Here is a 20,857-nt window from a genome sequence, read left to right as displayed (position 1 = left end):
GAAACTATATGGAGAATCATTCTTCTTCAAGAGAAAAGAAAAATAAACGAAAATATAAAAAGACAACGATAATAAGTGTATTGTTAGCAATATTACTATTTGGCGGATTTGGATATGGTACTTACGTATATATGAAAACTTCTAATCTCGTACAAAAATCAAATGTTAATTTGGCACGTGGTGAAAAATCAAATTTACGTGAGGAAACGGTAAAACCGATTACGAATAATGTTTCACTTTTAATTATGGGAATTGATGAAAATCAAGAGCGACAAAAGGAGTATAATGGTGCATTTCATACAGATGCACTGCTGTTAGCTACTTTTAATAAAGATGATAAGACTGTGAAATTGACGAGCATACCACGTGATACATACACATATGTTCCGGTTGAAAAGAAAAAAGATAAAATAACGCATGCATATGGAAGTGGTTTCGTTAAAAATGGTAAAGATGGAGGGCCGCAAGCTTCAGTGGAAGCGGTAGAAAAGTTATTACAAGTGCCTGTTGATTATTTTGTAAAGTTTAATTTTAATTCATTTACTAAAATTGTTGATGGATTAGATGGGATTGAAGTAGATGTCCCAGTTGAATTTACGGAGCAAAATAGTAAAGATGAACCTGACGCGATCCATTTGAAAAAAGGACTACAAAAATTAACAGGGGAAGAGGCACTTGCCTTAGCAAGAACGCGTCATATTGATAGTGATGCAATGAGAGGACAGCGCCAACAACTTGTTATGGAAGCGATTTTAAGTAAATTAAAAAGTGTAGGATCGATTACGAAGCTAGAAAAAATAGTTGAGGCGGTTGACGGTGATTTTAAAACAAATTTAGTAATGGATGATATTTTATCTTTTTATAAATACGGTTTAAACAGTTCAGTTGAAAAAATACAATTAGCTGGTGATGATTTATACTTACCTAATGGCCCAAACGGCCAACGTGTATATTATTATAATCCTAATAAAAAAGATCTACAGAGTTTGAGCAATACTCTTAGAACACATCTAGGATTAAGTGAAAAGCAGATTGAGGAGAATTAAAGCAGATGTGATGTCTGCTTTTTTATTACGTTAAATAGTATGTCGTTTATATACAAATGTTATATACTATTTTCAAAATTAACATAATAGTGTAACATAAAGTTAAGGTTTAAGTTACATAACAGAGGGCCATCACATAGAATAAATGTTATTGATGAAAATAGTTTGGGAGAAATGAAAAAATAAGGGAGTATTAAAAATGAGAATTGTAAAGAATTTAACATTTCAAGTTATTGTGGCCATTATTTGTGGTATTGCAGTAGGAGCGATTTGGCCGAGTGTTGGACAAGAGATGAAGCCAATTGGTGAAACGTTCATCAATATGATTAAAATGGTTATTGCACCGATTATCTTTTTAACAATTGTGCTTGGTATTGCAAGCATGGGAAGTATGAAAAAGGTAGGCCGTGTTGGCGGGAAGGCACTATTATATTTTGAAATTGTTACAACAGCGGCTTTAATAATTGGTATCATTGTAGCGAATGTTGTGCGTCCAGGAGACGGATTAGATCCCTCAAAACTAAAAGGCGGAGATGTTTCACAATATGTACAAAGCGGGCAAGAAATGAAATGGATGGATTTCTTTTTACATATTGTGCCGTCTAACATGTTTGAAGCATTTGCAAAAGGTGATATTTTACAAGTTTTGTTTTTCTCCATTTTATTCGGTGCAGGGTTAACGATGTTAGGGAAAAATGGACAACCGGTAATCGACTTTTTTGAAAGATTATCGAAAGTATTTTTTAACATTTTATCAATTGTAATGAAATTAGCACCAATTGGAGCATTCGGCGGGATGGCGTTTACAATTGGTAAATATGGTTTAAGTACACTTATTCCACTTGGTAAATTAATGATTTGTGTATATGCAACAATGGCATTATTTGTTTTTATTGTTTTAAATTTCATTTGTAAATTTTATAAATTTAGTTTGTGGAAATATTTAGCGCATATTAAAGAAGAATTACTTATTGTTCTTGGGACATCATCATCAGAATCAGTATTACCGCGAATGATGACAAAGATGGAAGACTTCGGATGTTCGAAGCCGGTAGTAGGTTTAGTCATTCCGACGGGGTACTCTTTTAATTTAGATGGAACAACAATTTATTTATCGATGGCCACTATATTTTTAGCACAAGTCTTTCACGTCGATCTTTCACTAGGTCAACAATTAACGATAATAGCTATTTTGTTAGTTACATCTAAAGGAGCAGCCGCAGTAACAGGTGGAGGCTTTATTGTACTAGCGTCTACTTTATCTGCGATGAATGTTATTCCATTAGAAGGGTTAGCGCTATTACTTGGTGTAGATCGTTTCATGTCAGAAGCACGTGCTATCGTTAATTTAATTGGTAACGGTATTGCGACTGTAGTTGTTGCAAAAAGTGAAAATGAATTTGATGAAGAGAAGTATACGAGAGTAATAGAGGAAATGAAAAAAGAGAAAATGGCCGGATAAAAAGTCAGCTTTGCTGACTTTTTTATTTTTGTAGAAAAGAGGTTTGTTACGATATACATTATTTATTAACAATAATTTACAGGTTTTTTATAGTGGAAGGATATAAAGACTATTAAATCAATACATAAGATTCAATAAGACATAGTGTTTCGAAAGATTATGGAATTTTTATGAATATTACTGTAATAAAATAATTTTTTAAAAATTTTCAATAATAACACTTTACAAAACTCGAAAAATTAGTAGAATAATAGTTAATAAGAATCTTCTGATAAATATATAAAGAAAAACAGAATTATCAGAAAATTCTTAAATGAGAGCGTTAAGAATTAGGGAGGGTACAGAAAGTGAAAAAGAAAAAAATGAAAAAACTAACAGCAGTTGTAGCACCAGTTTTAGCAATGAGTATGGCATTAACAGCATGTTCTACATCAGGTGGAGATAAGAAGACAAGCACAAATTCTAGCTCTGGCGGAGATAGCAAATCAGAAGAAAAATTAGCAGCGAAACAAGTACTAAATCGTACTGAAACAAATGAGATTCCAACAATGGATACTTCTAAAAATACAGATACATTAGGTTCTCAAATTTTAGGGAACACAATGGAAGGTTTATATCGATTAGATAAAGATAACAAACCAATCCCAGCTGCGGCAGAATCAAGCACGAAGAGTGAGGATGGTAAAAAATATACATTTAAACTACGTAAAGATGCAAAATGGTCAAATGGTGATCCTGTAACAGCAAAAGATTTCGTATATGCTTGGCAACGTCTATTAGATCCAAAAACAGCTGCCGAGTATGCATTTATCGCATTCCCAATTAAAAATGCAGAAGCGGTTAATAAAGGTGAAAAACCTGTAGCAGAATTAGGAGTAAAGGCAGTAGACGACCTTACTTTAGAAGTTGAATTAGAACAAGCAGTACCATATTTCTTAAACTTAGTAGCATTCCCATCTTACTATCCATTAAATGAGAAATTCGTAAAAGAAAAAGGAGATAAATTCGGTTTAGAGTCTGACACAACAGTATATAACGGACCGTTCGTACTTACTGATTGGAAGCATGAGCAAGGCTGGAAACTAAAGAAAAACGATCAATATTGGGATAAAAAGACTGTAAAACTAGATGAAATCAACTATAGTGTAGTAAAAGAAGTTGCTACAAGAGTAAACTTATATGATACAAATGCAATTGATTTTGCGCTATTATCAGGTGAATTCGTTGATAAGTATAGAAATAATAAAGAAGAGTTTGGTACATACTCACAAGTAAGTACTTACTTCTTACGTATGAACCAAAAACGTGGCGGACAAGATACACCGTTAAAGAGCCAAAAATTACGTGAAGCCATCGCACTTTCAATCGATAAGAAAAATCTATCAAACGTTATTTTGAATGATGGATCTAAACCTGCGGACTTCTTAGTACCGAAAGGATTAGCAACTGGACCAGACGGTAAAGACTTCCAAGAAACATTTAAAAACGGTATTAAACCAGATGCAAAAAAAGCAGCAGCTGCATGGGATGAAGCGAAAAAAGAACTTGGAAAAGACCAAGTTACAATTGAGCTATTAAACTATGACACTGGTAATGCGAAAAAAGTTGGGGAATATGTAAAAGATCAAATTGAGAAAAACTTAAAAGGTGTAACTGTTAATATTAAACTTCAGCCATTCAAACAAAAGCTGAAATTAGAAACAGAGCAAGATTATGATTTATCATATGCTGGTTGGGGACCTGACTACGCTGACCCAATGACATTCTTAGATATGTTCCAGTCTAATCATTCTCATAACCAAATGAGCTTCGCTGATCCGAAATATGATGATATGATCAAAAAAGCTGGCGGAGAATTAATGGGTGATGCGAAGAAACGTTGGGAAGAGCTAGGAAAAGCTGAGAAATTACTTCTTGAGCAAGATGTAGCACTTGTACCTTTATACCAACGTGGTGATGCATACGTTCAAAAACCAAATGCAAAAGGCATCGTTCACCATAACATTAGCCCAGAGTATAGCTTCAAGTGGGCGTACATGACTGAAAAAGATGGAAAATAATTTTTAAGCAGTGAGGCTATATTTAAGTGGATGTATATAGGTTTCTTAGCTTATTTTGTAGTGAGAATCTCATTATCCACTATAGAAAGATAAAATGATAGAGCATTCTAAAAGTAGACTATTTACTTTTGGAATGCTCTTTTATTATGAGAATACATGCGAATAAATAGATAGATGTAGGAAAGAACTTGTATCGTGATAATTGTAAAGAATACTCGTTACTATCACAAAAAAATAATTTTTAGAATATTTTAAAAATAACTTTACAAAACCGGAAAAATTAGTAGAATATTAATTAATAAGAATTTTCTGATAAATAAACATTAGAAAATCTCTCAAAATTAGCTTCGTACATATAATTGGGGAGGGTACAAAAATGAAGAAAAAGATGAAGAAGTTCACGGCGGTTGTAGCGCCAGTTTTAGCGATGAGTATGGCGTTGACAGCTTGTTCTGGATCTGGTGGGGAGAAGAAAACAACTACGACGTCTAATGGTGGTGGGGAAGAGAACAAATCCGAAATTAAATACGCAGCAAAACAAGTATTAAATCGTACAGAGAATCAAGAAATTCCGACGATGGATACGTCTAAATCTACTGATACGTTAGGGTCACAAATTTTAGGGAACACGATGGAAGGATTATATCGTCTTGATAAAGATAATAAGCCAATCCCAGCTGCTGCAGAATCTAGTACGAAAAGCGAGGATGGAAAAAAATATACATTTAAATTACGTAAAGATGCAAAATGGTCGAATGGTGATCCTGTAACAGCGAAAGATTTCGTATTTGCATGGCAGCGCTTACTTGATAAAAATACAGCGTCAGAATACGCATTTATTGCTTACTATATTAAAAACGCAGAAGCAATTAATAAAGGTGAAAAACCTCTAACAGATTTGGGGGCAAAAGCAGTAGATGATTATACACTAGAGGTAGAATTGGAAAAGCCAGTACCATATTTCTTGAATTTACTAGCATTCCCGTCATACTATCCGTTAAATGAAAAATTCGTAAAAGAAAAAGGCGATAAGTACGGTTTAGAAGCAGATACAACGGTGTATAACGGGCCGTTCGTGATGTCTTCATGGAAACATGAACAAGGATGGCAGCTAAAGAAAAATGATAAGTATTGGGATAAGAAGACTGTAAAATTAGAAGAAATTAACTATAGTGTAGTGAAAGAAGTTGCGACGAAAGTAAACTTATATGATACAGGGTCAATTGATTTCACACTACTATCAGGAGAGTTTGTAGATAAATATAAATCGAACAAAGAAGAATATGGCGAGTATGCAGAATCAAGTACATTCTTCTTACGTTTAAATCAAAAGCGTAACGGACAAGATACGCCGTTAAAGAGCAAAAAGCTTCGTGAAGCAATTGCATTATCGGTTGATAAAAAAGGACTGGCAAACGTTATTTTAAATAATGGTTCAAAAGCAACAGATCAATTAGTACCAAAAGGACTTGCGACAGGACCAGACGGTAAAGATTACCAAGATACATTTAAAAATGGCCTGAAATATGATCCGAAAAAAGGTGCAGCAGCTTGGGAAGCAGCGAAAAAAGAACTTGGAAAAGATCAAGTGACAATTGAATTACTAAGCTATGATGATGGAACTGCGAAAAAGATTGCTGATTATGTTAAAGATCAAATTGAGAAAAATTTAAAAGGTGTAACAATTAATACAAAAATTCAGCCGTTCAAACAAAAATTAAAATTAGAGACTGCACAAGATTATGAAATTTCTTATGCAGGTTGGAGTCCAGACTATGCGGATCCAATGACATTTATTGATATGTTTGAATCGAAGAGTCCATATAACCAAATGAGTTATTCAAATGCAAAATACGACGAAATGGTACAAAAAGCAGGTAATGAATTAATGGGTGATGCGAAGAAACGTTGGGAAACGTTAGGAAAAGCTGAAAAACTATTCCTTGAAGAAGATGCTGGGCTAGTTCCTTTATATCAAACAGGAAGAGCGTATGTAATGAAACCGACTGTTAAAGGAATTGTGAAACACAATATTAGTCCAGAATATAGCTTTAAGTGGGCGTATGTAACGGAAGGGAAATAAGAAAAAAGAGCGTTTGAAAAATATATTATTTATTTTTTTAAAACGCTCTTTTGCTATCCAATTAAATTTAAATAGATAGAGAAGAATAAGAAAAGTGGTACTTACATATAGTAGATGGGGGAGAATTCGTATAGTAGTAATAGATTGTTATCGAAGTAAATAAATTAATTATTATGAATATTTTAAAAACACTTTACATTCCAAGGGAAATTAGTAGAATAATAATTAGTAATAATTTTCTGATAATTTAAATTAGAAATCTCTCAAAGTTAGTTTCGTACATATAAATTGGGGAGGGTACAAGAATGAAGAAAAAGATGAAAAAGTTTACGGCGGTTGTAGCACCAGTTTTAGCGATGAGTATGGCGTTAACAGCGTGTTCTGGATCTTCAGGTGGGGAGAAGAAAACGACAACGACATCTAATAATGGTGGAGAAGAGAAGAAATCTGATATTAAATATGCGGCAAAGCAAGTGCTAAATCGTACAGAAACGAATGAAATTCCGACGATGGATACTTCAAAAAATACAGATACACTTGGCTCACAAATTTTAGGGAATACAATGGAAGGTTTATATCGATTAGATAAAGATAATAAGCCAATCCCAGCTGTAGCGGAATCTAGCACAAAAAGCGAGGATGGCAAAAAATATACATTTAAATTACGGAAAGATGCAAAATGGTCAAATGGTGATCCTGTAACAGCGAAAGATTTCGTATTTGCATGGCAACGTCTAGTAGATCCAAAAACAGCTGCTGAGTATGCATTTATTGCTTACTATCTTAAAAATGCAGAAGCGATTAATCAAGGAAAAGGAGAAGTTTCGACATTAGGTGTAAAAGCGGTAGATGATTATACGCTTGAAGTAGAACTAGAAAGACCTGTACCATATTTCTTGAACTTAATGGCATTTGCGTCATACTATCCATTAAATGAAAAGTTCGTGAAAGAAAAAGGGAATAAATTTGGTTTAGAGTCTGATACAACACTTTATAATGGTCCATTTGTGCTTACTGATTGGAAGCATGAGCAAGGTTGGAAATTAAAGAAAAATGAGCAGTATTGGGACAAAAAGACTGTCAAACTAGAAGAAATCAATTATAGTGTAGTAAAAGAAGTAGCTACAAGAGTAAACTTATTTGATACAGGTGCAATTGATTTCGCGCTATTATCAGGTGAATTCGTGGATAAGTATAGAAATAATAAAGAAGAGTTTGGGGCCTATTCGGAAACAAGTACGTTTTACTTACGTCTAAATCAAAAACGTGGTGGGCAAGATACACCGTTAAAGAGCAAAAAACTACGTGAAGCAATTGCATTATCAATTGATAAGAAAGCTTTAACGAATGTTATTTTAAATGATGGTTCAAAACCAGTGGATTACTTAGTACCAAAAGGTTTAGCAAGTGGACCAGACGGTAAAGATTTCGCAGAAACGTTTAAGAATGGTTTAAAACAAGACTCCAAAAAGGCAGCAGCAGCATGGGAAGAAGCGAAAAAAGAACTTGGAAAAGATCAAGTGACAATTGAACTTTTAAATTATGATACTGGTAATGCGAAAAAAGTTGGGGAGTATGTAAAAGATCAAGTTGAAAAGAATTTAAAAGGTGTGACAGTAAATATTAAGTTGCAACCATTTAAGCAAAAACTAAAATTAGAATCAGACCAAGATTATGATTTTTCATATGGTGGCTGGAATCCAGATTATGCGGATCCAATGACATACCTTGATATGTTTGAAACAAAAAATTCGCAAAACCAGATGAGCTACTCAAATTCAAAATATGATGACGTTATTAATAAAAGTAAGACAGAATGGATGGCTGATGCAAAAAAACGTTGGACAGAATTAGGGAAGGCAGAGAAATTGTTACTTGAGGAAGATGTAGCACTTGTACCTTTATATCAAAGTGCTAAATCATATGTTATGAAACCGAATGTAAAGGGAATTGTGAAACATAATATTAGTCCGGAATATAGCTTTAAATGGGCGTATATTGAAGAGAAATAAAAAAGAGAAGAGCATTTTCAAGTTGCGGTATCGCACTTGGGAATGCTTTTTTATGTGCACTAATTATGGATGGGTGAATATATGTATTATAGAAAATTTAAAGGAGAATTTTATGAAACGAAACACATACATCGATTTCCTAGCTTATTATGGAATAGGGAGTGCTCATCCTGGTGGTTTTACGTTAACAAAACAACTGTTAGCACAATTGCCTTTTAGATATGGAGCAAATGTCCTTGAACTCGGCTGCGGTACGGGGAAAACAGCAGCGTATATGACAAAAGAGTGTGGTTATAAAGTAACAGCGGTTGAAAAGAATGAAATTATGATTCAAAAGGCGAAAGATAGATGGTCGTTTGAGGGAATAGATATTCAATTAATTGAAGGAAGTGTAGAGCAATTACCTTGTTTACATGACTCATTTGAGTTCGTACTCGGAGAATCGATACTCGCTTTTACAGAAAAAGAAAAGGTTATTTCAGAGTGCTATCGTGTATTACAGAAAGACGGTAAGCTTGTTGTCATTGAAATGATTATTGATAGGCACATTGATAAGGGAGAGGAAGAAAAAATCGCTCAATTATACGGGATGAAAGAACTATTAACTGAGAGCGAGTGGGTACAATTATTTCAGAAAGCAAATTTTCGGCGGGTTACTATTGCTGGCGGTGGTACAATTGCAGAAACAATCTCTAGCTATATAGAAGAGCCGGAATGGAATGTATCACAATTTATTCCGAATGAGTTATATGAGGCATGGGTGCAACATGAAAATGTACGACTTATGTATCAACATATTTTAGGTCATCGTATTTTTATATGTGAAAAATAAAGAAAAAGAGTTGGCTAAAGATAGTCAACTCTTTACTTATGTTAAATGAAAAATAATGCAGCTAATGTAATTCCGAAGATGAAACCAAATCCGAGTTCAACACCCCAGCCACAACCGCCGCCACCCCAGCCGCCGCCACCACAATTACTACAACCACGACCGCCACATCCACAGCCGCTGAATCCACCACCACAACCAAATCCGCAACTATCACATCTGCTAAGGCCGCCGCAAAGGTCGCAACCACCATTTGCATAAGCGTCATAGTATCCGAATCCTGAATCAAAAGATGAGCGCTGTTGCACCGGTTCAATCCATACAGAGCTTTGTGTCACATCGATTATTTTACCTAAATGTATACGGCCATCACGGTCTTCAATCCGAACCACTTTTCCGAAGTAACGTCGGCATGTATCATAACATTTTTGTCTATGCATATTCATTCCTCCTTCCCCATTACAGTAATACGATATGTAAGGGGGACAAGTGCGGCTTGTACGAATGCCCTAACTATCATAATTGTTATAGGAAAGGGGAAATATAGGAAGAGGATATATAAGGAGGAAAAGGCATGAAATCTACAGATCAGTTTCAGACATACGAAGTACCGTGGGAAGAATTTATTGAAGCATTGCGAGAGGAAATGAAAAAGCAAGTAGGGACAGATATTATTGATACAGTAGTTTGCAATTTAGAAGATGGTTTTGAAGTGTATACATATGTGCAGGGGGATTTGGATTTTGAATATAAGGAAGCGCTGGAAAGGAAATACGGGAGTGATGCAAAAACTCCTAACGTGTTAACGATTATGTTATTAGCTGGCATTTATCGTACAAGTGAAGAGAATATACGCTTACATGCGGATCATAAAGATAATCCGATTGTTGAAGTGTATGTGAAGAAATGAAACACGCTGTGAAAGGCGTGTTTTTTAATTTTATGATAAAATGTTAGAAAATTAAGAAAGATGGTGGTGGTTTGAAAATTAAACATCTTAATTTAACAGTTGCAGATGTAGTAGCCGCGAGAGAGTTTTTAGAAAAGTATTTTGGCTTAACTTGTAGCGGAACAAGGGGAAATGGCTTTGCAGTTATGCGTGATAATGATGGATTTATACTAACTTTAATGAAAGGAAAAGAAGTTCAGTATCCAAAAACATTTCATGTAGGATTTCCACAAGAAAGTGAAGAACAAGTAGATAAGATAAATCAAAGATTGAAGGAAGATGGATTTTTGGTTGAGGCTCCTAAACGTGCACATGCGTATACGTTTTACGTTGAAGCACCTGGTGGATTTACAATAGAAGTGATGTGTTAAGTCAAAAATCAAACTTTTTGTTATGTGTTTTTAAAATAAAAAGTAGGAAAAGTCTGTTTTAAGTGTAAAGCTTAAACAGGCTTTTTTACTTATATGATCGGATAGAAAACGCTAGAAGGAATCATATTCAGTTTTTATAACTGTTTACATAATAAAGTTATGCTACGTTCGTTGTCCTAAAATACAAGTCATATATCTTGTATCCTCTCATAAATTTAAACATAGGAATTTGTCTACAAAGGTGGCGAAGCCTCATCATGAAAATTCGAATTTGTGCCACATTCATGTTGTTTCTATTTATATGGTTACATCCTTTTTGGACTTTTGCAAAAGGAGAGGAGGCAAAGGAAAGGGTCGTTTCACTTGTATATGATGATTCGGGCAGCATGAGAAATAACGATCGCTGGAAATATGCCAATTATGCTTTGCAAAGTTTAGTTGCGCTATTAGATGAAAAAGATACATTTTCTTACGTTCCAATGAGCAAGCCGAATGATCCATTAAACATTTCGTTAACGAAGGATAAGAGACAAACGGAAATTGAGGGAATTGGAGCGTGGAAAACGTATTTAAATACTCCGTTTAGCGCAGTAGAAACGGCGATGCAATCTATAAAAAAGGAAGCAGATATAGATGGGAAACGTGAATTTTGGCTTATTGTCTTAACTGACGGGGCATTTAATGATTTAGAGAAAGATAAGATTGGCGGAAAAGAACAAATTTTGCAGAAGCTAGCACAGTTTAAGAAAGAAATGGATGCAAAAAAGATATCATTACATCCAATTTTAATTACGATGGAAGAGGATTTAGGACAGCAAGAAAAGGCACAACTAAATACGTTTAAAGAAATATGGAAGAAAGAGATAAATGGAGTTACGATGCCATCTAGTGGAGAGGATGGTATTGTAAAAAGCGTCAATCAAGTGGCGGCATTAGTTGCAAATCGTGATCCGTTCTCCTCTGTTGAATCGATTGTAAAAACGAAAGTAGTAGGGAAGAAAGTAGAGATTACAACACCATTTCCGTTAAAGCGTATGACGCTTGTGCGACAATCGCCTTCTCTGCCCGATTATCAGGTCACACAAATTTCTAAACCATTACAATTACAATCTTCTTTTTCCATACATGCACCAGGTGAAGCGAAATTGTTCGGAAATATAGTTCATATCAGTACGGAAAATGAAGAAGTTATTAAACCAGGAACGTATACGATAGAAGTGGACCGAGATATTGAGAAAGAAGGATTACAAGTACTAGTCGAACCGGCACTTAATTATACTGTTTCTACTTATGACAAAGAGGATAAGGATAGAAAAAATGTTGAGGAAATGTATGAAGATGTGACAGCTGTTATTGAAGCAAAACCTACTGAGTTGCCAGTTCAGTCTTCTTACTTTCAGGCCGAAGTAGAAATAGACGGGAAGCAATATGCGATGAAGTGGGACGATAAAAGACATGTATTTTATTACGAAACGAAGCTTACTAAAGGATTAGTACGCGGGAAAGTTCATATGAACATAAAGGGGTTTTACAGACAGACGAAAGAATTTAAAATCGAAACAACGAAAAAGCCTAAATTATCACTTCAAACTGTCACGAAAGATTATGAAGAAAAAGTAACAAATTTAGAGAATAGTAAACCATTTATTATACAACCACAGTTAGATGATAAGCCGATGACAGAAGAGGCTGTAAAAAAACTATTAAAATCTACTGGTGTCACATCTAAACAATCAATCAACTATGAAATAAAACAGCATGGTAATCAAATTTACATTTATCCTCGACCGCATTACTCCGACACGTTCAATTTTACAGATACCGGCACCGTAGAAGCTACCATCGTAGTGCAGGATTCAAAATTACCAAAAGTAAAGAAAGATATAACACTCCATATTCAAAATGCGCCGTTTTATGAAAAGTATGCGCTTATTTTTAAGCTTGTTATTCCTATCACTTTATTACTGTTAATAGTAGGAATAATCGTTTTAGGATGGATTGTCCGTCCAAGATTTCACCGGAAAGCATTATTGTATTACGAATGGGATCAAGAGGTAGCGAAAGATTGGTTATATCAATCTGAGCCAGAGTTACTCAAAAATAAATGGTGGAAACATTATTTTGGTATTCCGTATAGAGCAGAAAGAAAGACTGTGCAATCCGTTACGTTTATAGCAAAGAAAGGATCGAAATCGATATTTGTAGCGAAAGAGTCACAAGTAGTAGGAATGATTATTGATGGGATGTTTATAACAGAGGATGAGGTTGGAATGGAACATAAGACACTATATCCAAATGAACTTTTAGTAATTGATAGAGGATATGGTAAGGAGATTTACAAATACGAGTGTGAATAGTAGATGGGGAAAAGAGGAGAGTATTATTTTTCCCTCCTTTTTTCAAACAAGCAAGAATAGGAAGGTGGTTCACATGACGTTACAAGTTCCAACAATATTAATTGGTTTAGGTGGAATCGGTAGTACTGTGACACATCAAATATATGAAAGACTACCTGAGGAGCGCCGGAAAAAAGTAGCAATGCACGTATTTGATACAGATGTGAATACATTGAGTAAATTCGATCATATTCGAAAGTTTAAGACGCAAACGAGCTCTAGTAAAACACCTAGGGAGTATATTGCGGGAGATCCGACGATTCCAGAGTGGTTTCCGATGGATCCAACTATACTTGATAAACCATTAACAGAAGGAGCAGGACAGTTACGCGTCATTTCCCGTTTAGCGTTACGTGCTGCGATGAAAGAAGATAAATTAACGTCCTTTTGGCAAGAAATCGAGAAGATTTTTCCAGTTACAAGCGATCAAACGGAATATGGAGTACGTGTCATTATCGTAACATCACTAGCGGGCGGAACAGGTTCAGGAATGTTTCTACAAATTGCATTATATTTACGTGAAATGCTTCGAAAAAAACTGCAACATCACAACATTTTAATACGTGGTGCGTTTCTAATGCCGGATGTGTTAGTGAAGACGAGAACAGTTAGTGCGAAAGAGTTTGAAACGGTGCAAGCAAACGGCTATGCCTCGTTAAAAGAATTACATGCCATTACGCTCGGTTCTACAGGAGAACTATCCAAACGCGGCGGGGTTACGATTGAATTAGAGTATCGACCGGATCAAGTAGATGAGGATGGGAGAACAAATCACACGATTAAACAACACCATTTACCGTACAATTATTGTTTTTTATACGATTACGAAAATTTACATGGACACCATCTGCATAATTTATCAGATTATATGGAGCAAATGGCAAATACGATTTATTTACAATTATTTAGTCCGATGTCTGCAAATCATTTTGCACAGGAAGATAATCAAATTCAGCAATTAGCAGAATCAAGCGGGAAAGGGCGATATTGCGGGGCCGGAACGGCAAAGATTATTTATCCATATGAGCATGTGTTAAAATATTGTGCTTTAAAATGGGCCGTGCAAGGTTTAGATGAATCGTGGCTTCATTTAGATCAATTGTTTCAAGAGAAGAAGCATAGATATGACCAAGATGTAAAACGTGGTATGCAGCGTGAAAAGCCAGAGCGCGGGAAAAGTTATTTAGAAGATTTAGAACATCTTGCTACTCGTCCAGAGCAGGCTCATATTTTCTATAGACAAATGTACAATGAAACGCGTGAAGGAGCAGAAGGCGGCAAGGTTGGTGTTGCGAAATCTAAACTGTTTTTAGAAGCTGTAGAGAGTTATGTACAGCGTACGGTACAAAAAGACGAGGAATTAAATCGTCTGCAGCATGAGTGTAAAATTTCGGCTGCGAAGCTAAAAATGACGGAACAAATGAAAGGTGAAGTAGCAAGGGTCGATCATGCGGTTCGTTTATATGCGTATGCGATTCCGAGCCGTGTACATGAACATGTAACGACACTTTTATATGACATGATTGAATCAGACCGTTTTTCACCAAGTGGTTCTGAAGGCCAGTCATATCAATTAAATACATGGTTTTTAAAGAAAACAGATCCAGTTCATCCAGTAGCAGCTCGTTTTATGTTGTATGAAATTCGAAAGCAGTTAGTGGAAAAAATGAATCGACTACATGAAAATAATGAACAAAAGCGTAATTTAATTCAAAATTACGATAAGAAATTTAATGTGAGTAACATTGATGGAACGGTAACAGCTGTACGTCGAGTAGAAATTGCGCAACAACAAGGTTGGTTCGGAAAAATGATTAATAACCAGCAGCGTTTATTTAAAAAGGAATTTGAGGATATTGTAACGCAGTACGTACACAAATTAAACGAATACCGTAAAGAAATGCTATTAGAACTCGTTTATCAATCGTTATATCAAGCGGTTAATAAAATGATTCAATATTGGGAAAGGTTTTTTGATAATTTACATGAAACACGTGAAAATTTATTGTTCGAAATTCAAAAACGAAGCAAAGAATTTGAAGGGAAAACAAACCCAACGAATGTATACGTATTAGCGGAAGAGAAGTTACAAGAAAAGATATGGCAAGATATGCAACAACATTTAAATTTAGGTGTATTACCGAAAGATATATCAGCAGAAATTTATATGAGCTTATACGGGGAATATTGCCGGGATGCGAAAACAGAAGAAATTCAATCGAAAAAGGTAGAAGACTTTTATCGTGAGCACATACTAAGTTATTGCTATGATGAATTACAAATACGCTATCGCGATAAATTAGAGCTGAATATCGTTGAGGCATTACGAAAAGAAGCGGATTATAAGAATCGTGATCGTGATGAATATGTTCGTGAAAAAATTGAAGACTTGTTCCATTTAGCAAGTCCATTCGTGCCGAAAGTTTCTCATCATAGGGAATTACAATATTGGGGTATACACCCATCTTTAAAGAAAGAACTGCAAGAGGAATTAATGCAAGAAATGTTTAAAGAAAAAGATACAGTAAATGAAGCTTTCTCGCCATTTGAAGTCATTTGTTATCGTGCACATTACGGTTTATCACTACAAGACTTTCCTAAGCTTTCGTCTGGACATATTGCAAATGGATTTATGAATGATAAAGGTGATTATTTTCAGTCGTACTATCGCCGTGTAAACAAGTTGAATAGTAAAAAATCTAGTTTAACACCGCATTTAGATAAGTATTGGCACTTACCAGCATTCATGCCAGACTTAAATGCAACGCAAACGAAGTTAGATTATGATAAATGTAATCGAGCTCTTCTATACGCGTATATATATCGCTGGATTAGTTTAGTTGCTGTTGATGGTCAATTCGTGTATCAATATAACGGCGTTGGACGTAGTTTCTTAATTCAGTCGATGGGGAAAAATATTTCAAGCGAAAGTTATAAATTGCACAGAGCGTTACTTCATAATCCGTTCATTTATGAAAACATCTTATCCAGGTTTGAAGAAGAACAAGAAAAGGCGATGATACAAGGTGGGCATTTATATACACATCCATTTGTATTAGGTGCTCAAGATATTAGATGGCTACGTAAAGAGCATGTTCATAATATTTTAGATATGATTTTAATGTATGACCGTGAAGCGAAATATGATCCAACGTTAGAAGAAACTTCTGATGAATTATTAAGGTTATTCCTTGATGAAATTGAGTTATATTTCCAAAACTATTACGGTACAGGTGCCGATATGGTTGCCAAGAAAGAGAAAGAAATGTTTATTAAACAATTGTGGGATCGTTCGTACGCGAAAGGATACGTAGATCCAAATAGTGCGCCTTATAAAAAATGGCAAAATTTATTAAGCGTTCATGATGAAGAAGAAACGCCAAAAACGAATGTATAATGAATGAAAAGGGAATCCTTAAAAGTGGCAATACAACTTTAGAAAAGAGGGATTCCGATGCCATTTTTAGGAAGTGTATATCAAATATTTGGATTGTATCCAGAAATTTATTATGGAATGATTTCAGCTGAAATTGCGGAGCAGCAAAGATTGGAACAAGCGGAAAGTGAAGAACAAGAAACAGAAGTGTAACTGTATAAGAAGCTTCAAAATAAAAATGATAACACGCTACTTACTCTTTAAACGTATAAGAGCAAGTAGCGTGTTTTTTTGCTATTTAATAATCCCATTTTCTAAAATTTTAATCGTAGGTGTTACTTTCACGTTAGCTTTTGAAAAGACACTCGGCCAAGCGTCTTCAACTTTTTTCCATTCTTCATATTGAAACGCTCTCGCATAATCACCAAATCCGAATGGATCGAGTTGTTGTTTTTGAATTTTGTGGATTAAATTGTTCAAATCTTTGTTTAGTTGTTTTGTAATAAGAGAAGTTAATTTCTTCCTATCTTTATCTATATCCATATTGAATGTAAGTTCAGATACGGCAATTTTTAAATCCATTTTAACATTAAATTTGAAGTGGTTATCGTTATAGCCTGTACGGATATCACGATTCATGCTAAGAACGTTTATTGATACGAAATCTTCACCTTCTGTATCTTTTAGATGACTATTACTTTCAACTGAATGCGAAGGGATTTTCATTGTAAGTGAAACAGGTATATTAGCTTTTTTTTGCAACATGAGCAGAAGGGCACTTTCATAGCGATTTAAAGACATCTTATAAATTCCGCGAGAAGTTAAAAGTGCAGAGCCTGTAACGATAACATCTTTTTTTCCTTTTTTTATTTCTGAAATAGCAGGTGTTATACCTTTATTAAACGTTTGTCTATGAAATTCATGAAATGGTGTGAAAACTGTCCGATTGTATAATTTATTTGTATTAATTAAATCTGTTAAATACTCAGGAAGAGCAGGTTTATCTTTAAAGTTGTTATATATAACAGAAGAAATTGGCCCGTCTACTGCAACCATGCGCATGTTTCCGGTATTTTTAGGATCGCGGTACCAAACATCAAGGTAAGGCATAGCACCTTCTTGTTTTAAAAATTTCGTGCTAAATAAAATGAGCTGTAACTTTTCTGTAGACACTAAACCGCTACTTGAACTATTAAACGTTGCTTTTGCTTCTCGGGGTGTACGTACTTTCGCTTCATGAGTTTCGTACTTTTTCTCCACATCTTCATTAAAAATAGGGTTTACGTGGTACACAATTAATTTACCTTTTGCTTTTGCGTCAAAGCCGTAAATTAATGAAATCGATTGTTTTTCTAAGTCTAGACGATCTCCACAGCCTGTTAAAAAGGTTATGAGAAAGCAAAGTATAGTGAAATGAATAAAGCGCCTCATTTAAACTCTTCTCCTTTCCCAATACTGATATAGTGTCATGTATAAGAGAAATACGACTGGAAATAGAAAAACGATAAAATAACTGGCAGCTCCCCAAAATTCTCGCAACGCACTTATTTGGTAAGAGGAAGGGATATAAAAGAATAGAACGAAAATGCATCCGAATAATAAAATCCAAACAGGTAACGAACTCCCTTTTTTGTTAAGTAATTGATTGATTCCATCTGAAGCGGTAAAAATATAAGGAATGCACGAATCGAAAATAATGAAGAGGTAAAATGACAAAAAGATAATTTCAAACCGTTCCAGAAATGAAAAGTGAAATGGTGTAATAAGAGAAAGAGTCGGCCATAAAAACTTAGTTATACCATCTGGGCTAAAATAAACGAAAGAAACGAACGTAACTTGTAGGTAGACGAATAACGTAATCATATTTGCAAGAACGATGCCTTTTTTTGCAGCTGATTTGTTAGTTAGATAGGGATAAAGGACGAATGCAAACTCGAATCCGAGAGACGCAATGATAGTTGATTTCACTGTGGTTACAACTGGTAGCCATCCTTCCTTTAGAAAGGGAAGAAGATATATCCAATGACCATCTTTAAGAGGGATAAACAATAGTAATGGTATCCAGAGGGTAAAAAGCACAGTGAAAACGGAAAAGCGACTAATAATAAGTACACCTTTACATGCAAGCATAAGCATTGGAATAGAAAGCAAAATCATAATTAAAAACATTGGAGTTCTAGGTAAAATCCAAATGTGAATGACATATAAAAGAGAAAAGATTAAGGAGACCGCAGCAAGTATAGCGTATAAAATCCAAAGAAGCATAGCGAATTTTCCTAGCCACTTCCCAAGATAACGAGTCAGCACATCAAGTAAAGTATACCCAGGATGCTTTTCCATAATTTTTACAATACATAGACTGACTAAAGTAGTGATAGCGCATCCAATAATAATAGAAATCCATCCATCTGTATTCGCCCCTTGTGCAACTTCACGAGGAAGTGTAAGGACACCGAATCCTACTTGAACACCACTAATCGTTAAAATGTATTGAAATAAACTAATCTCCCTCTTTGCACGCTTTGTCACTTCTCTTCCTCCGTTCCTTCTATATCGCGTTGTCGATTCTCTTGTTTTAAGTTAAGGGATAGTGGGCGCTTCTTCATTATTTTCCATGGTAAACGTATAAGAATATCTTTTAAATCCGAAGCAAATAACGGAGAAAAAGGACTACCATAAGGAACACCGAGAGATTCCATAGAAAGTATATGAATAATAATGATTGCCATCCCAACCATAATGCCAATGACACCAAATAAAGAGGCAATTATCATCATTGGGAAGCGAAGAAGTCGAATTCCTGCAGACATTTCTAGATTAGGGATGATGAAAGAAGCGACTGCAGTAATAGATACGACGATAACCATGACATTACTTACTATTCCTGCTTGAACTGCAGCTTGTCCGATGACAATCCCTCCTACGACGCCAATGGTTTGTCCAACGGGACCCGGAAGCCGAACTGCAGCTTCGCGGAGCATTTCAAGTACTAATTCCATCAAAAGTGCTTCTAATATAGGAGGAAAAGGAATTTTAGCTCGAGATTCTCCAATCGTTAACAATAATTTAAGTGGAATCACTTCATAATGAAAGGAAATCATAGCAATATAAAGAGCAGGAGCAAAAATTGCAATAAATAATCCAGTGAAACGAAGTAATCGTATAAAAGATGGAATCATTGGTCTGAAGCTGTAATCATCTATCGTCTGAAAAAAAGCTGAAAAAGTCATTGGTCCTATTAATACGCCTGGTGAACGATCTACAACAACAGCAATTCGCCCATCTAGAATATGATGTGCTGTTGTGTCAGGACGTTCAGTTATTGATAATTGCGGAAAGAGAGTATAGGAATTATCTTCAACAAATCCTTCTAATTCTCCGGTAGTAAGAATCGCATCCACTTTTATTGATTCGATACGGGATGCCATTTCTTTTACGACATCTTCGTCCGCAACATCTGCTAGATAAAGCAAAAAAACCTTTGAAGTAGCTCGTTCACCAACAGTGAATTCCTTCACTTTCAATTCGCGATTTGGAATATATCGACGAATAAGTGCAAGGCTGTCGCTCGCTACTTCATTAAATCCTTCGTGTGAGCTTTTTATGGAGCTCTCTGTTGTAGGCTCTTCAATGCTCCTTTTTGGTGCCGCTTGCGTATCAAGCTCTAAAGCGGATAATTGCCCGTTTATAAATAAAATACTTTTGCCGTGTAAAAGAGATTGTTCAATGTCTGTCCACTGCTCAATCTTTTTAATATTTCCGATAGAAACAGAGGCTTCCCAAAAATCGTCTTCATTCCACTCTTTAAATAAGAGAGGACGAAGGATGTTTACGTTAATAACAGTTTTGTCTACAAGTCCTTCCATATATATAAGTGCAGCTTCCTGTCCGTTTTTTAATGGAAAATTGCGTGTTATTAATTCTGGAATACCGCTAAACAGTTTGGACAAGTGCTTTAAATTAAGGGAAAGGGAAGAAGAAATAGATTTATTTAATGTGTGATCAGCTTGCTCTTGGTTAGAAAAAGATTTTTCACCACGAATCCATTTATTAAAAGACCCCATTTGTTTACTTACTCCTTGTTATGTTTTATCCCGATTGGAGAGGGCTGATTAAAGTTTCACTTTATATGGGTTATTATGGATAGTTCCATACGGACATATGCGTAGTTTAAATTTTATATTGTATATTTTTAACTTTAACGCTATAATTATAGTGTTAAAGATGGAATCGTGATATGACCTGTTATGACTCTATCGTTTTATTTATGAAT

At 35.1% G+C, this 20,857-nt stretch carries 15 protein-coding genes; 11 read left to right on the top strand and 4 right to left on the bottom strand.

Going from position 1 to position 20,857, the window contains the following annotated elements; genetic code table 11:
• Positions 1-8 precede the first annotated feature (8 nt).
• The 6 genes from NST14_RS17810 (at position 9) to NST14_RS17785 (ending at position 9,495) form a co-directional block, all read left to right on the top strand.
• Positions 9-1,046: an LCP family protein gene (locus NST14_RS17810; protein WP_000427602.1), complete on the top strand. Its 1,038-nt coding sequence runs from the start codon at positions 9-11 to the stop codon at positions 1,044-1,046.
• Between the two features lie 199 nt (positions 1,047-1,245).
• A complete protein-coding gene (locus NST14_RS17805) occupies positions 1,246-2,508 on the top strand; it encodes a dicarboxylate/amino acid:cation symporter (protein ID WP_001223620.1) in 1,263 nt (420 codons plus the stop codon).
• A gap of 347 nt (positions 2,509-2,855) precedes the next feature.
• Positions 2,856-4,568 (top strand): peptide ABC transporter substrate-binding protein, encoded by a 1,713-nt coding sequence (locus tag NST14_RS17800; RefSeq protein ID WP_000727520.1) that lies wholly within the window; start codon positions 2,856-2,858, stop codon positions 4,566-4,568.
• Between the two features lie 376 nt (positions 4,569-4,944).
• Positions 4,945-6,651 carry a peptide ABC transporter substrate-binding protein gene (locus NST14_RS17795; protein WP_000728455.1) on the top strand — a complete coding sequence of 569 codons (1,707 nt, stop codon included), beginning with the start codon at positions 4,945-4,947 and terminating at the stop codon, positions 6,649-6,651.
• 305 nt (positions 6,652-6,956) lie between these two features.
• Positions 6,957-8,663 carry a peptide ABC transporter substrate-binding protein gene (locus NST14_RS17790; RefSeq protein WP_000728472.1) on the top strand — a complete coding sequence of 569 codons (1,707 nt, stop codon included), beginning with the start codon at positions 6,957-6,959 and terminating at the stop codon, positions 8,661-8,663.
• Positions 8,664-8,775: 112 nt separating this feature from the next.
• A complete protein-coding gene (locus NST14_RS17785; RefSeq protein WP_229142868.1) occupies positions 8,776-9,495 on the top strand; it encodes a class I SAM-dependent methyltransferase in 720 nt (239 codons plus the stop codon).
• Positions 9,496-9,536: 41 nt separating this feature from the next.
• Here the strand turns inward: NST14_RS17785 and NST14_RS17780 are convergent, their stop codons facing one another.
• On the bottom strand, positions 9,537-9,932 hold the full coding sequence (locus NST14_RS17780; protein ID WP_000554990.1) for a hypothetical protein: 396 nt from the start codon (positions 9,930-9,932) through the stop codon (positions 9,537-9,539).
• A gap of 134 nt (positions 9,933-10,066) precedes the next feature.
• On the opposite strand from NST14_RS17780, the gene NST14_RS17775 reads away from it, so the two are divergent.
• From NST14_RS17775 to NST14_RS17755, 5 genes are all read left to right on the top strand, one after another.
• Entirely contained in the window at positions 10,067-10,402 is a 336-nt protein-coding gene (locus tag NST14_RS17775) for a hypothetical protein (protein WP_000842907.1), read from the top strand.
• 71 nt (positions 10,403-10,473) lie between these two features.
• The gene (locus NST14_RS17770) at positions 10,474-10,812 is read left to right on the top strand and encodes a VOC family protein (RefSeq protein WP_098538719.1); all 339 of its coding nucleotides are present in this window, start codon (positions 10,474-10,476) and stop codon (positions 10,810-10,812) included.
• Positions 10,813-11,069: 257 nt separating this feature from the next.
• Positions 11,070-13,169, top strand: coding sequence for a vWA domain-containing protein (locus tag NST14_RS17765; protein ID WP_095842745.1), 2,100 nt, complete (start codon positions 11,070-11,072; stop codon positions 13,167-13,169).
• 73 nt (positions 13,170-13,242) lie between these two features.
• Positions 13,243-16,605: a tubulin-like doman-containing protein gene (locus NST14_RS17760; RefSeq protein ID WP_000175141.1), complete on the top strand. Its 3,363-nt coding sequence runs from the start codon at positions 13,243-13,245 to the stop codon at positions 16,603-16,605.
• Positions 16,606-16,662: 57 nt separating this feature from the next.
• The gene (locus NST14_RS17755) at positions 16,663-16,797 is read left to right on the top strand and encodes a hypothetical protein (protein WP_001116173.1); all 135 of its coding nucleotides are present in this window, start codon (positions 16,663-16,665) and stop codon (positions 16,795-16,797) included.
• An 81-nt stretch (positions 16,798-16,878) separates the two neighbouring features.
• Here NST14_RS17755 and gerSC read toward each other — a convergent pair whose 3' ends face one another.
• The 3 genes from gerSC to gerSA are packed head-to-tail and all read right to left on the bottom strand — an operon-like array spanning position 16,879 to position 20,648.
• Positions 16,879-18,015: a spore germination protein GerSC gene (gene gerSC / locus NST14_RS17750; RefSeq protein WP_001252192.1), complete on the bottom strand. Its 1,137-nt coding sequence runs from the start codon at positions 18,013-18,015 to the stop codon at positions 16,879-16,881.
• Positions 18,016-19,113, bottom strand: coding sequence for an endospore germination permease (locus tag NST14_RS17745; protein WP_229142867.1), 1,098 nt, complete (start codon positions 19,111-19,113; stop codon positions 18,016-18,018).
• A complete protein-coding gene (gene gerSA / locus NST14_RS17740; RefSeq protein ID WP_095842747.1) occupies positions 19,110-20,648 on the bottom strand; it encodes a spore germination protein GerSA in 1,539 nt (512 codons plus the stop codon). Before gerSA ends, NST14_RS17745 begins: the two co-directional genes overlap by 4 nt.
• Between the last annotated feature and the right edge of the window lie 209 nt (positions 20,649-20,857).

Origin of the sequence: Bacillus sp. FSL W8-0519 (genome assembly GCF_038005585.1) — a bacterium.
GTDB classification, from domain to species: Bacteria; Bacillota; Bacilli; order Bacillales; family Bacillaceae_G; genus Bacillus_A; species Bacillus_A paranthracis.
Note: the sequence above shows the minus strand (reverse complement) of the source record. Positions and strands in the feature narration are given on the sequence as shown.